We start from the raw sequence: 12394 nt of genomic DNA, 5'->3' as shown, positions 1-12394 counted from the left end.
CCCTCGCCGGGGTACCAGTCACCCATGTCGCCCCTGAAGCCACTGAATTCGCTGAAGCCGTTCTCCTCGGGTCCGCTCCTCGATTCGACGCCGCCCGCGCCCCCGTCGCTGCGCGCCCGGCTCGCCGCACTCGATCTGCGCGTCTTCGAGTTCGCCGCGGGAGCGCACTGGCCGGGCGCCGAGCGGATCCTGCCGCGCCTGAGCAAGTCCGCGAACCATGGTGTGCTGTGGTTCGCGGTGGGCGGGGCCCTCGCGGCGACCGGATCGCCGCGCGCCCGCCGGGCCGCCGTCCGCGGAATGGCCTCTCTCGCGCTCGCCTCGGCCACCATCAACACCCTCGGGAAGCGCTCGGTGCGCCGGGCGCGGCCGGATCTCGACCCGGTGCCGCTGGTGCGCCGGCTGAAGCGGCAGCCGTTCACGACCTCGTTCCCGTCCGGGCACTCGGCCTCCGCGGCGGCCTTCGCGACGGGTGTGGCCCTGGAGTCCCGTGGTCTGGGCGCGCTCGTCGCCCCCGTGGCCTTCTCGGTGGCGGCCTCCCGGATCTACACCGGCGCCCACTTCCCCGCGGACGTCCTCGCGGGCGCGGCCCTCGGCGCGGGTGCGGCCTTCGCCGTACGCGGCCTGGTGCCGACGCGCGACCAGATGCCGGCGCCGGGCCGGCCGCTGGTGGACGACGTGCCGGCGCTGCCGGGCGGCGAGGGTCTGGTGATGGTCGTGAACACCGGGGCGGGCACCCCGGAGCGTGTGCGGGCCCTGCGGGACGCGCTGCCCCTCGCCGAGTACATCGAGTGCGCAGGCGACGAACTCGAGCAACAGCTGGACAAGGCGGCGCCGCGCGCCCGCGCGCTCGGCATCTCGGGCGGCGACGGCTCCGTGAACACGGCCGCGCGCGTCGCGCTCCGGCACGATCTGCCGCTCGCGGTGCTGCCCGGCGGCACCCTCAACCACTTCGCGTACGACCTCGGCATCGAGGACACCGGCGATCTGGCGGGCGCCGTCGAGGGCGGCCACGCGGTCGCCGTGGACGTGGGCCGCTTCTCGTCCGGGAACGGCTCCGGGATCTTCCTCAACACCCTCAGCCTGGGCGCCTATCCGGAGCTGGTGCGGGAGCGGGAGCGCTGGTCCGGGCGGGTCGGCGGGCGGCTCGCGGACGTCGTGGCGGCCATGTACGTACTGCGCCGCGACCATCCGCTGAGCGTCGAACTGCACGGCAGGAAGAGGCCGTTGTGGCTGCTGTTCGCCGGGAACTGCACGTACCGGCGGATGGGCCTCACCGCGGGCCGGCGCGCGAACCTGGCCGACGGCCTGCTCGACGTGCGCACGGTGGACGGCGGCCGGCTGCCCGGCGTACGGCTGCTCGCCGCGGCCCTGTCGGGGCCGCTGTCCCGCTCGCCGTTCCACACGGCGACCCGCCTGACGCGTCTGCGTGTGGACGGCGTGGCACCCGGCACCCCGCTCGCCTTCGACGGTGAAGTCACCGAGTGCGGTGGGGAGTTGTGGGTGGACAAGGAGCACGAGGGGCTGCGCGTGTACCGGCCGCACTCGCTGCTCTGACCCGATCCCGAAGTCACCAGTAGTCCACCATTCAAGACGGATATCTCACAATGCGGCTGACGAGCGTACGGTGATCGAACCGCCGGGGGCAGGCGTCCCCGGCAGTCCGCCGTACGCGAAGGGACCGAGTCATGCCGCAGGAGACCGCCGTATACACCCACGGACACCACGAGTCCGTGCTCCGCTCGCACACCTGGCGCACCGCCGCCAACTCGGCGGCCTACCTGCTCGACTCGCTCAAGCCGCACATGAAGATCCTGGACATCGGCTGCGGCCCCGGCACCATCACCGCCGACCTGGCCGAACTGGTCCCCGACGGCCATGTCACCGGCGCCGACCACGCCGAGGGCATCCTGGACCAGGCGCGCGCCACGGCCGCCGAACGGGGCCTGACCAACGTCGACTTCACGACGGCCGACGTGCACGCGCTCGACTGGCCGGACGACACGTTCTGCGTCGTGCACGCGCACCAGGTGCTCCAGCACGTGGGCGACCCGGTGCAGGCGCTGCGCGAGATGCGCCGCGTGACGAAGCCGGGCGGGATCATCGCCGTACGCGAGTCCGACTACGCGGCGTTCTCCTGGTTCCCGCGGCTGCCCGCCATGGACGACTGGCTGGACCTGTACGAGCGGGTCACGCGCGCCAACGGCGGCGAGCCGGACGCCGGGCGCTTCCTCAAGTCATGGGCCCTGAAGGCCGGTTTCGCGCAGGAGGACCTCACGTGCTCCGCCGGCAACTGGTGCTACTCGACGCCCGAGGAGATCGCCTGGTGGAGCGGGCTGTGGGCGGACCGCACGCTGGCCTCCGCGTACGCCGAGCGGGCGACGGGCGGCGGGCACGCGACGCCGGAGCAGCTGACGGCCGTGTCGCAGGGGTGGCGCGAGTGGGGCACGCACGAGGACGCGTGGTTCGGCGTGCTGCACGGGGAGATCCTCTGCCGCAAGCCCCGCTGACGCCGCAAGTCCCGCTGCCGACAGGGTGGTTCAGCCGCGGGGCAGCAGCGGGCCCAGCGGTCCGAGGTCGATGTTCAGGTCCTCGGGCCGCAGCCCGTAGCGCTCCCGCAGCTGTTCCATGCGGTCCTCCAGGAGCATCAGGGTGAGACCGACCCGCTCCTCCTGGTCCTCCGTCAGGTCACCGAGGTCGAAGCGGCGGACCGCCTGCCGCTCCATGAGCTGGCGCAGCAGCTCGACGAGGGTGAGGACGAGCTTCATCAGGTCGCGCTCGACCGTGTCGGGTTCGAGTTCGATGCGGCGGCGTTCACTCACCGTTCATCACCTCCGGCCAGGGCGAGGGCACTTGCTCGTTCACCGAGCTGATCAGGGCGTTGAGGTCGATGCGCACCAGGTCGACGTCGGCGATGCGCAGGGTGACGTCGCCCGCGAGGACGACGCCGCCCGCGAGCAGCCGGTCGAGGAGGTCGACCAGGGCGATCTCGCGCCGTTCGACGACCGTCACGTCCGCCCCTCCTCGTCGTCGTCGGCCGTGAACGAGTAGCCCGCCCACGGCCCGGTCAGCTCGACCCGCAGATCCGGCTCGCGGTCCTTCGTCGCGTCGACGCGCTCCACGAACTCCTCCGCGTCCGAACGCTCCACGAGATACGCCGCGTTGAGCACGTTCCTGCCGCTGGCGCGGGAGAGTTCCGGGTTCTGCGGCGGGTGCACGCGGGTGTGCGCGGCGTGCCGGGACAGCTCGTCGTGCAGCTCCTGCGCGAAGCCTTCGGCGCGCCGCCAGGTGTCGTCGCGCGCGGTGCGCTCGGCGCGGCGGCGGCGCAGGTAGTCACGGCCGGAGGTGGCGGCGGGCGCGGGGGCCGGCGCGGCGGCCTCGGGTTCCTCGACGTACACCTTCACGCCCCACTCCACGCGCCCCGCGAGGCGGTCGAGGCCCGCGCGGAAGCGCTCCTCCTCCTGCTCCAGCATGAGGCGTACGCCGCTGTCGTCGTGGAAGACGGTGGCGAGGCGCATCGGGAGCGGGCTGGTGACCGTGGTGAGCGCGGCGATCACGTTCTGGTGGGCGCGGGCCGTCTCGGTGAGCCAGTCCAGGTCCTCCAGGTGGGCGCGGAGCGGCGCCTCGGCGAAGTCCCGCTCAGGTACGGAGCCGACGACCGCGACGAGGCCCTGGTGCTCCAGCTGCCGGGGCGGGGCGCCCGCCACTCCGGTGAGTTCGGCCTGGAGCGGGGCGTCGAGCGGGTCGCACACGGCGTACACGTAGCGCAGTTCGCTCGCTTCTTCGGTGGTCACGCAGACCCCCTCTCGTTGCGCCTCTCGGGACGCGTACGGCTCTCGGTACGCCGCTCGCCGCGACCCTCTCCGCGACTCTCGCCGCGACTCTCCCTGCGCCGCTCGCCGCGCCTCTCCTCGCGCCTTTCGTCACGCGTCTCGTCGCGTGCCTCGATCTGGGGGCTGCCCTCTTCGAGTTCGGCCAAGCGCTGCTTCAACTCGGCGTTCTCCTTTGCGAGTTCCTTGCGGCGGGCACCCGAGGAGAGGGCAGGGTCGTCCTCCCACCAGTCGATGCCCATCTCCTTGGCCTTGTCGACCGAGGCGACGATGAGACGCAGTTTGATGGTGAGCAGTTCGATGTCGAGCAGGTTGATGCGGATGTCTCCCGCGATCACGATGCCCTTGTCGAGGACACGCTCGAGGATGTCGGCGAGGTTGGCCCCGCCGCCACCCCCGAACGGTTCCGGATGTCGGGTCGCCGTCGTCATCGGCGGGCCCCGGCCCCTGCCCGCTGACGCTGCCGGGCCGGCTGCTCGGGCTCGTCATCGGGCTCGTCGTACTCCTCGACCTCGTCCTCCTCGGCCTCGAGCCTCTCGGGCTCGGAATCCTCGGGCTCGGAGTCCTCGGGCTCGCGCTCGGAGTCCTCGGGTTCGCGCTCGGCGTCCTCGTCGTCGTACTCCTCGGAGGCGTACTCATCGGAGCCGTACTCATCGCTCTGCTCGGAGCCTTCGGAGCCGGTGTCCTCGGAGTCGTACTCGTCCGAGGGCTTGCCGGCCTCCTGCTCCTCCTCCTGGGCGATCGCGTCCTCGTGGCTGAGGACGACCTCGCCGTCCTGGATCTCGCCGCGCCAGGAGTCGGTCGCCTCGCCGCGCATCGTCACGAACCGCGCGAAGTGCTTGAGGTCGAGGCGGGCCCGGCGGCCCTGGGCGCGCCAGATGTTGCCTGTCTTCTCGAACAGGCCCTTCGGGTAGTACTCGATGATCAGCAGCACCCGGGTGAGCCGGTCGGCCAGCGGGTGGAAGGAGACGACGCCCTTCGTGGTGCCCTTGGCGCCCTCCGACGTCCACTGGATCCGGTCGTCCGGCACCTGCTCGGTGGTGGTGGCCTTCCAACTCCGGTTGGACCAGAAGACCTTGAGCTGCCAGTCGGACGTGGTGTCGTCGGCGCGGTTGGCGTTCTTCACGCCCTTCGCGAACGTGCTGAACTCCTGGTACTGCGTCCACTGGTCGTACGCGGTGCGCAGATCGACGCCGACGTCGAGGAACTCCATGATGACGGTGGGCTTCTGGCCCGAGCCGCCCTTGCGCTTCCCCTTGCCACCGAGGCCCTTGAAGGCGTTCTTCACGTTGTCCTTCAGACGTCCGGCGCCGAGTTCCACGGCGCTGCGCACGGGGCCCTTGCCCTCGGCGAGCTTGCGGCCGCCGTCGAGCGCGAGCTTGGCGAAGCCGGGGCTGTTGCCCTGGGCGATGTCATTGAGCTTGACCGTCGTCGCGCCGAGCGAGCGGCCCGCGCCCATCAGCAGCCGCTGGGCCTGCGCGGCGAGGTACTCCTGGAGTTCGGACTTGAGGTGATCCGCGGCAGCGCTCTTGGCGAGGCCGCCGATCGCCCCGGTGCCGGCCTTGTTGTTGTCAGCCACGGCTCCGGCCTCCCTTCGCGGCGCCGGACGCGCTGCGCCCGGACTTGGCGGCGGTGGAGCGGGCGCCGCTCGTCGTCTTCGCGGCGGCGCTCTTCTTCTTGGCGGGCGCCTTGCCGGAGCCCCGCTCCGTGGCGGTCCGCTTCGCTCCGCCGGAATCGCCGGAGCCGCCGGACCGGGTGGAACTCCGTCGACGGCGGCCGTCACCACTGTCGTTCCGGTTCTCGTCCTCGGCCTCGTCTCGGTCCTTGCCCTCGTCGTACGAGGCTTCGTCTCGGTCCTTGTCCTCGTCGTAGGAGGCTTCGTCGCGGTCCTTGTCCTCGTCGTAGGAGGCTTCGTCACGGTCCTTGTCCTCGTCGTACGAGGACTCTTCCGGGTACGCGTCGTCGTACGACTCGTCGTCGGCCGCCTCGTCGTCCGCGGCGCGGGAGCCCGGCACGAACCCGGTGGCCTTCCGGCCGACGCCCCGCCCGGTGTCCCGCACGTCGTCCACGTCGGGGGCGACGCCCGAGATCTGGTCGCGCACACCCTGCGTACGGTTGTGCAGCCGTCCCGCGAGGCCCTCGATCTGACGCTCGACGAGCGCCCCCGAGGCCGCCTTGCCGACTCCGCGCAGATCCTCGCGGAGCTGGTCGCCGATCTCCTTGAACTGCGGGTTGTTCTCCAGCTGTGTGGTCACCATCTCGGCGAGCGCACGCGGGCTCAGGTTCAGCCGCTTGCCGGCGACCATCGTGCCGACGGCGATCGCCAGCTTCATCTTCTTCGTACGTCCCAAGACGTAACCGGCCCCTATCGCGAGGCCGAGCGCTGTTCGGTTCACGGTCCCTCCAGACGGTCGAGGAGCTCGTCCTCGACGCGGTCGAACGTTTCCTGGTCGATCTCGCCGGCCACCAACTGCTCTTCCAGGCGGGCGAGTTCGGCCCGTACGGCCGCCGGGTCGTAGTACTGCCGCTCGGCTTCGGCGAGCACCTGCTGCATGGCCCACAAGGACCCGCGCACCGGAGCGAGCGGCAACAGCAGCACCTCCGAGATCAGGCCCATGGACTCACTCCGCGGCGGCGGGCTCCGAAGGGCCCGGGTCGACGAAGCTGTACGGGGGCAGCGGTCCGTGGACCGTGATGTCGAGGTGGGAGTGGCTGCGCCGCACGTCCTCGACCGCGGCGAGGAAGTGCTCGGCCGCCTTCTTGTCGACGAGGAACGAGATGTTGGCCAGCCAGCCCGTGCTCTCGGGCCCCGTCGACATCGCGGCGGCCGCGGGTTCCAGCAGCCGCTGGAGCTCGACGGCGTCCTCGGCCTCGCGGGCCTGCACGGCGGACACGACCAGCTCGCCGAGCCGCAGCCGGTCCTCGTAACTGCCGCCGCCCGACTTCCTGTTGGCCTCGGTCAGGGAGCGCAGCTCGGGGTTGTCGACCATCACCTGGTGCAGCACGGCTTCCTCGTCGTGCTGTGCCTTGACGTTGTACTCGGCCTTGCCGTCGAGCGCCTGAAGCCGCTCCAGGTAGTGGTCGGCGCGCTCGGCGAGGACCGCCGTCACCGACTCCTCGTCGGGTGCGAGGGAGCCGAACCGCATCGGCAGCACCGGTCCCCCGGCGCCCGCCTCGGAGAGCACGCTCTGGTGGGCGAGCAGGTCGCGGCGCTTGGGCCGCAGATTGTCCGGGGACTCACTGACGATCGCGGCGAGCGGCCCCTCCTTCAAGACGCGCACTTCGCGGGCCGGCTCACCGATGCCGCCCATACCGGCGGGCAGCGAGGGGTGTTCGGTGCTCGCGATGCCGTAGATGTATATGCTGCTCACTCCTGCTCCTCCTTCCGGCGGCTCGTCGACGGCCTGCGACCGCTGGACCCGGAGCGCCTCGGCTCCGCCTGCCCCTCGTCGCGGGCCTGGTTGAAGGCGTCGGAGATGGTCTGCGCGGCGCCGGAGAGCGCGCCCTTGGACTTACCGCGCGCGCCGGACTCGGTGATCTCACCGACGAGGTCGGGCAGTCCGGGACTGCGCTTCGGCCCGGCCTCCAGGTCGAGCCTGTTGCAGGCCTCGGCGAAGCGGAGATAGGTGTCGACGCTGGCGATGACGACCCTGACGTCGATCTTCAGGATCTCGATGCCGACCAGCGAGACACGGACGAACGCGTCGATGACGATCCCGCGGTCCAGGACGAGTTCGAGTACGTCGTACAGGCCGCTGGTGCCACCACCGCCGCCTGACTGTTGTGCGGGGACAACGGTCATGAAGGCCGGTCCTCCCTGTCTGTGTAGTGCGCAGCGTGCAATTGCGCGATCGGTCGAGGCGGGGCGCTGCGGCCTACTGACCGTGTGCCGACTCGGAGCGTCCCCGCTCGTAGCGGCGGATGCGCCGGTAGCCGGTCAGGACGCCGTACGGGTCCAGGCTCACCTGGTAGCTCGCCAGCAGGCTCATGGTGTCGGGGACCCGGGCCATTTCCAGGACCTCGATCTCCAACTCCCAGCCGTCCTCGGTGCGTTCGAAGGACGACACCGTCTCGGCCGCCATCCCGGTGAGCTCCGCCAGCTGGGCGCGCGCCTCGCGCAGCACCTCCATGGGGCCCGGTGCGCCGTCCGCCTCGGTGGTCGTTTCGTCGCCGGGCTCACGCTCCGACGACGCTTGCGTCTTCTTTGTGTTTGTCATGGCAGCCTCGGTCACCGGGTCTCCACAACCTCCCGGAGCAAACCTCAACTGCCCTGCCGGGAACGGAGTTTGTTCCAGGCCGGGCCGAGCGAGCGGCCCCTGCCGAGCAGGCCCTCCCACGGGTCGGTGCGGGCCTGCTCGACCGCGTTCTCGATGGTCCAGTGCCGGGCGCCGACCGCGGGGGCGCCGAGCTGTCGCCATGTCAGGGGCGTCGCCACGGGGGCGCCCGGCCTGGCGCGCACCGAGTACGGCGCGACGGCCGTCTGGGCGTAGCCGTTGCGCAGTACGTCGACGAAGAGGCGGTCGCCGCGGTCCTTCTTGCGCGGGGCCGTGGTGAGCGCGTCGGGGTGTTCGTCGGCGAGTGCGTCGGCGACGTGCCGCGCGAAGTCCCGGACCTCGTCGAAGTCCTGGCTCCTGTCGAGGGGTACGACGACGTGCACGCCGCGGGAGCCGGTGGTCATGGGGGCGCTGGGCAGGCCCAGTTCGTCCAGCAGCGCGTGCAGTTGGCGGGCCGCCTCACGCACCGCCTCGAAGTCGTCCCCCTCCCCCGACGGGTCGAGGTCGAAGACCAGCCGGTCGGGGTGGTCGATGTCGTCGGCGCGGGACAGCCAGCGGTGCAGGGTGAGGGCGGCCTGGTCGACGAGGAAGATCAGGGTGGCCGTGTCGTCGCACACGGTGTGCGTGACCGTGCCGCCCTCCTTGGGCACCTCCGTGCGGTGGACCCAGTCCGGGTAGTGGTCCGGGGTGTCCTTCTGCATGAACCGCGGGCCATCGAGGCCGTCGGGGTGACGCTCGAGCATCAGGGGTCGGCCGCGCAGGTGCGGCAGCATGAACGGGGCGACGGCCCGGTAGTACTCGGCGAGATCCTTCTTGGTAATACCTTCCGGCAGCAACACCTTGTCGGGCCGCTGAACTTCCACGTCACGGTGGTCCGTCATCGGGAGCCTCCTGCTCTTTCAAGCCCCGCCGGCGATTGAGCAAATCCAGCCCCGCCGGCGTTTGAGGCGCGGGGTCCGGGGCGGAGCCCCGATCTTTCAAGCCCCGCCGGCGATTGAGGCGCGGGGTCCGGGGCAGAGCCCCCGCGACCGCAACCCCGGGGTTCATGACGTCACGGCATGCTCAACCAACAAGCCGACCGCCGCCACGATCCCCGCCGCATCGATCCCCGCCGCCGCCAACTCCTCCCCCGGCGTCGCAGACCCCGGCATCGTACGAACCCCCAACCGCGCCAACCGCGGAGCCGGCTCCGCATCCGAGAACGCCTCCGCCACCGCGTCCCCGATGCCACCCTGCTCCCGGTGGTCCTCCACCGTCAGCAGACACCCGGTGGCCCGCGCGGCCTCCCGCAGCGCCCGCCGGTCGACCGGCTTCACCGAGTACAGGTCGATCACGCGGACCGGAATGCCCGCCGCGGCCAGCTCGTCCGCCGCCTTCAGCGCCTCATGGACCGTGACGCCCGCCGCGACGACCGTCACCCGGTCGCTGTCCCCGGAGCGCAGCACCTTGCTGCCACCCACCGGGAACTCCTCGTGCGGCGGATAGATCACCGGCGCCGCACCCCGCGACGTACGCAGGTAGCGGATGCCGGTCAAGTCGGCCATGTTCGCGACGAGTTGAGCGGTCTGGTTGGCGTCACAGGGGTAGAGAACGGTCGTGTCGTGAATCGCACGGAACATCGCCAGGTCCTCGAGCCCCATCTGGGACGGCCCGTCCTGCCCGATCGCGACACCCGCGTGCGAGCCGACGAGGTTGATGTTCGCCCCACTGATGGACGCCATGCGGATGAAGTCGTGCGCGCGGGTGAGGAACGCCGCGAAGGTACCCGCGTACGGCAACCACCCACGCGCGCTCAACCCCACGCCCGTGGCGACGAGTTGCTGCTCCGCGATGTAGCACTCGCCGTACCGCTCGGGGTGCTCCTTCGCGAACATCTCCGTACGCGTGGAGTCGCCGACCTCGCCGTCGAGCGCGACGACGTCGCCGCGCGCGGAACCGAGGGCGGTGAGCGCCTGCCCGTAGGCGTCACGGGTGGCGACCTCGTCGCCGACGTCGAAGCGCGGCAGGTCGAGGCGTCCGCTGCGCACCGCGTGCAGGGTGCGCGCGGCGGGCGGCGCCTGCACCGACACGCGTACGCCACGGTCGCCGCCGAGCTCCTCGATGGCCTCCGCGGCGTCCGGCAGCGGCTTGCCGTGCGCGCCCTCGCGGTCCTCCACCGCCTCGACGCCCTTGCCCTTGAGGGTGCGGGCGAGGATCGCCGTGGGCCGGCCGATGGTCGACGCGGCCTCCGCGTACGCGCGGTCGATCTCCGTCACGTCGTGCCCGTCGATGACGATGGTGTGCCAGTCGAAGGCCTTGAAGCGGCGGGCGTAGGCATCGAGGTCGTGGCCGTGGCGGGTGGGTCCGCGCTGGCCGAGCCGGTTGACGTCGACGATCGCGGTGAGGTTGTCGAGCTGCTCGTACCCGGCGTACTCGGCGGCCTCCCACACCGAGCCCTCCGCCATCTCGCTGTCGCCGCACAGGACGTACACCTGGTAGCCGACCCGGTCGAGCCGCTTGCCCGTCCAGGCGATACCGGCCGCGACCGGGAGGCCCTGGCCGAGCGATCCGGTGGCCGTCTCGACCCACGGCAGGCTCCGCGGCGTCGGATGCCCTTCGAGCCGGCTGCCCTGCTTGCGGAAGGTGAGCAGCTCGGTGTCGTTGATCGCGCCGGCCGCCTTGTACGCCGAGTAGAGGAGCGGCGAGGCATGCCCCTTGGAGAGGACGAAGCGGTCGTTGCCGGGGTGGGCGGGGCGGTCGAAGTCGTAGCGGAAGTGCCGGCCGAGGAGGACGGCCATCAGGTCGGCGGCGGACATCGAAGAGGTGGGGTGCCCGGAGCCCGCGGCGTCGGCCGCGCGGACCGAGTCGACCCTCAACTGCTGCCCGAGGGCCTGGAGTTCGGCGTCGCTGTACGTGGTGGTCACGAGGCACCTCCTTGGTCGTGCTTGTCTCCCTGACCTGTCCGGGGGTGGTCGGACGGGCCGGTCTTTTGCTTGTCGCTGCTGTCGTCGGGTACGCGGGCCAGCTCCGGCGAGGCCGTGTCGAGCGGCACAGACCAGGACCGGACGAGGCCCAACTGGACTGCCTGGCGCGGCAGTACGGCGTCGAGCAGCCAGTCCGCGGCGACCCGCACCCGGTTCCCGGGCATCGCGGCCAGGTGGTAGCCGCGAGTGACGGCGCCCGCGAGCGGACCGGACAGCGGGACGCCGAGCGGGTTCGCCGCGGCCTGCACGCCACCGAGGTCGACGGTGAAGCCGAGGTCCTTGTGCCGGTACTCGCGGCGCTCCCCCTTGCCGAGGGACGCGGCGACGTTCAGACCCGCGACGCGCCCCTGCCGCCAGGCGTGCTGCGCGGTCATCGGCGTGTACTCACCCGGCTTCTCCAGGTCGGGCACCGCGGCCGCGTCGCCGCACGCGAACACCTCGGGGTGGCCCGGCACGTTCAGATACGGGTCGACGAGCAGCCGCCCGCGTTCGAGGGGCCGCCCGAGTTCGGCGACGAACGGATCGGGGCGAACGCCGACGCACCACACGAGCGTACGGGTGTCGACGAACTCGCCGTCGTCCAGCAGGACGCCGTCCTTCGTGGCCTCCTTCACGGAGGTCTTGGTCCGTATCTCCACGCCGCGCCGGCGCAGCACGCTGTCGGCGGTCCGCGAGAGGTGCTGATCGAGTTCCGGCAAGACGCGCGGCGCGATGTCGAGCAGCATCCAGCGCGGGCGGATGCCGTGGCGCAGCGGCTGCTTCTTCACCAGCGCGTCGGTCAACAGCTGTCCCTGCGCGGCGACTTCGGTGCCGGTGTAGCCGGCGCCGACCACGACGAAGGTGGAGCGGGCCCGGCACTCCTCCGGGCTGTCCGCGGCCGCGGCGAGCTCGATCTGCCGGGTCACGTGGTCCCGCAGGTACAGCGCCTCCGGCATGCCGCGGAAGCCGTGCGCGTGCTCGGCGACGCCCGGCACCGGCAGCAACTTGTTCACGCTGCCGACGGCCAGGACGAGGCGGTCGTACTCCAGCGTGCCGCGCCCGCCCTCCGGGTCGGTGTACGAGACGACGTGCTCGTCGAGGTCGACGCCGCCGGCCTCACCGAGCACGAGCCGCGCGTGCGGCAGCGTCCCGGACAGCGACACGGTCACCCGTCGCGGCTCGAGCGCGCCCGCGGCCACCTGCGGCAACAGGGGGAGGTAGAGAAAGTAGTCGGTGGGGTTGAGCAGGGTGACGTCGACCGTGTCGCGGGCCACCCGCGTCAGCATGCGGGCGGCCCGGTATCCGGCGAATCCGGCACCGACGACAACGACTCGGGATCGGCTCACGGTGC

Annotated in this window: 15 protein-coding genes; 2 read left to right on the top strand and 13 right to left on the bottom strand. The window is 71.7% G+C overall.

Annotated features, from left to right (window positions below; translation table 11 throughout):
- Window positions 1-24 precede the first annotated feature (24 nt).
- Window positions 25-1554 carry a phosphatase PAP2 family protein gene (locus ACYSUO_RS30415; protein WP_461779422.1) on the top strand — a complete coding sequence of 510 codons (1530 nt, stop codon included), beginning with the start codon at window positions 25-27 and terminating at the stop codon, window positions 1552-1554.
- Window positions 1555-1685: 131 nt separating this feature from the next.
- Window positions 1686-2507 carry a class I SAM-dependent methyltransferase gene (locus tag ACYSUO_RS30410; RefSeq protein ID WP_461779421.1) on the top strand — a complete coding sequence of 274 codons (822 nt, stop codon included), beginning with the start codon at window positions 1686-1688 and terminating at the stop codon, window positions 2505-2507.
- Window positions 2508-2537: 30 nt separating this feature from the next.
- Here the strand turns inward: ACYSUO_RS30410 and ACYSUO_RS30405 are convergent, their stop codons facing one another.
- The 13 genes from ACYSUO_RS30405 to ACYSUO_RS30345 form a co-directional block, all read right to left on the bottom strand.
- Entirely contained in the window at window positions 2538-2819 is a 282-nt protein-coding gene (locus ACYSUO_RS30405; protein ID WP_461779420.1) for a gas vesicle protein K, read from the bottom strand.
- Window positions 2812-3009, bottom strand: a complete 198-nt coding sequence (locus ACYSUO_RS30400; RefSeq protein ID WP_327672422.1) for a gas vesicle protein — start codon at window positions 3007-3009, stop codon at window positions 2812-2814. Before ACYSUO_RS30400 ends, ACYSUO_RS30405 begins: the two co-directional genes overlap by 8 nt.
- Window positions 3006-3791 (bottom strand): GvpL/GvpF family gas vesicle protein, encoded by a 786-nt coding sequence (locus ACYSUO_RS30395; RefSeq protein WP_461779419.1) that lies wholly within the window; start codon window positions 3789-3791, stop codon window positions 3006-3008. Before ACYSUO_RS30395 ends, ACYSUO_RS30400 begins: the two co-directional genes overlap by 4 nt.
- Window positions 3788-4258 carry a gas vesicle protein gene (locus tag ACYSUO_RS30390; RefSeq protein ID WP_461779418.1) on the bottom strand — a complete coding sequence of 157 codons (471 nt, stop codon included), beginning with the start codon at window positions 4256-4258 and terminating at the stop codon, window positions 3788-3790. The genes ACYSUO_RS30395 and ACYSUO_RS30390 overlap by 4 nt, the downstream gene beginning before the upstream one ends.
- Window positions 4255-5406 (bottom strand): SRPBCC family protein, encoded by a 1152-nt coding sequence (locus ACYSUO_RS30385; RefSeq protein WP_461779417.1) that lies wholly within the window; start codon window positions 5404-5406, stop codon window positions 4255-4257. The genes ACYSUO_RS30390 and ACYSUO_RS30385 overlap by 4 nt, the downstream gene beginning before the upstream one ends.
- Window positions 5399-6223, bottom strand: coding sequence for a DNA primase (locus ACYSUO_RS30380; protein WP_461779416.1), 825 nt, complete (start codon window positions 6221-6223; stop codon window positions 5399-5401). The genes ACYSUO_RS30385 and ACYSUO_RS30380 overlap by 8 nt, the downstream gene beginning before the upstream one ends.
- Window positions 6220-6444, bottom strand: coding sequence for a gas vesicle protein GvpG (locus ACYSUO_RS30375; protein ID WP_461779415.1), 225 nt, complete (start codon window positions 6442-6444; stop codon window positions 6220-6222). Before ACYSUO_RS30375 ends, ACYSUO_RS30380 begins: the two co-directional genes overlap by 4 nt.
- 4 nt (window positions 6445-6448) lie before the next feature.
- A complete protein-coding gene (locus ACYSUO_RS30370) occupies window positions 6449-7198 on the bottom strand; it encodes a GvpL/GvpF family gas vesicle protein (protein WP_461779414.1) in 750 nt (249 codons plus the stop codon).
- Window positions 7195-7629, bottom strand: a complete 435-nt coding sequence (locus tag ACYSUO_RS30365) for a gas vesicle structural protein GvpA (RefSeq protein WP_461779413.1) — start codon at window positions 7627-7629, stop codon at window positions 7195-7197. Before ACYSUO_RS30365 ends, ACYSUO_RS30370 begins: the two co-directional genes overlap by 4 nt.
- Window positions 7630-7702: 73 nt before the next feature.
- Window positions 7703-8044, bottom strand: coding sequence for a gas vesicle protein GvpO (locus tag ACYSUO_RS30360; RefSeq protein ID WP_461779412.1), 342 nt, complete (start codon window positions 8042-8044; stop codon window positions 7703-7705).
- A 44-nt stretch (window positions 8045-8088) separates the two neighbouring features.
- Window positions 8089-8982: a non-homologous end-joining DNA ligase gene (gene ligD, locus ACYSUO_RS30355; RefSeq protein WP_461779411.1), complete on the bottom strand. Its 894-nt coding sequence runs from the start codon at window positions 8980-8982 to the stop codon at window positions 8089-8091.
- A 162-nt stretch (window positions 8983-9144) separates the two neighbouring features.
- A complete protein-coding gene (locus ACYSUO_RS30350) occupies window positions 9145-11004 on the bottom strand; it encodes a transketolase (protein WP_461779410.1) in 1860 nt (619 codons plus the stop codon).
- Window positions 11001-12389 (bottom strand): NAD(P)/FAD-dependent oxidoreductase, encoded by a 1389-nt coding sequence (locus tag ACYSUO_RS30345; protein ID WP_461779409.1) that lies wholly within the window; start codon window positions 12387-12389, stop codon window positions 11001-11003. Before ACYSUO_RS30345 ends, ACYSUO_RS30350 begins: the two co-directional genes overlap by 4 nt.
- Window positions 12390-12394 lie beyond the last annotated feature (5 nt).

The organism is Streptomyces sp. UC4497, from assembly GCF_054871485.1.
This window is presented reverse-complemented; position numbering and strand designations above follow the sequence as displayed.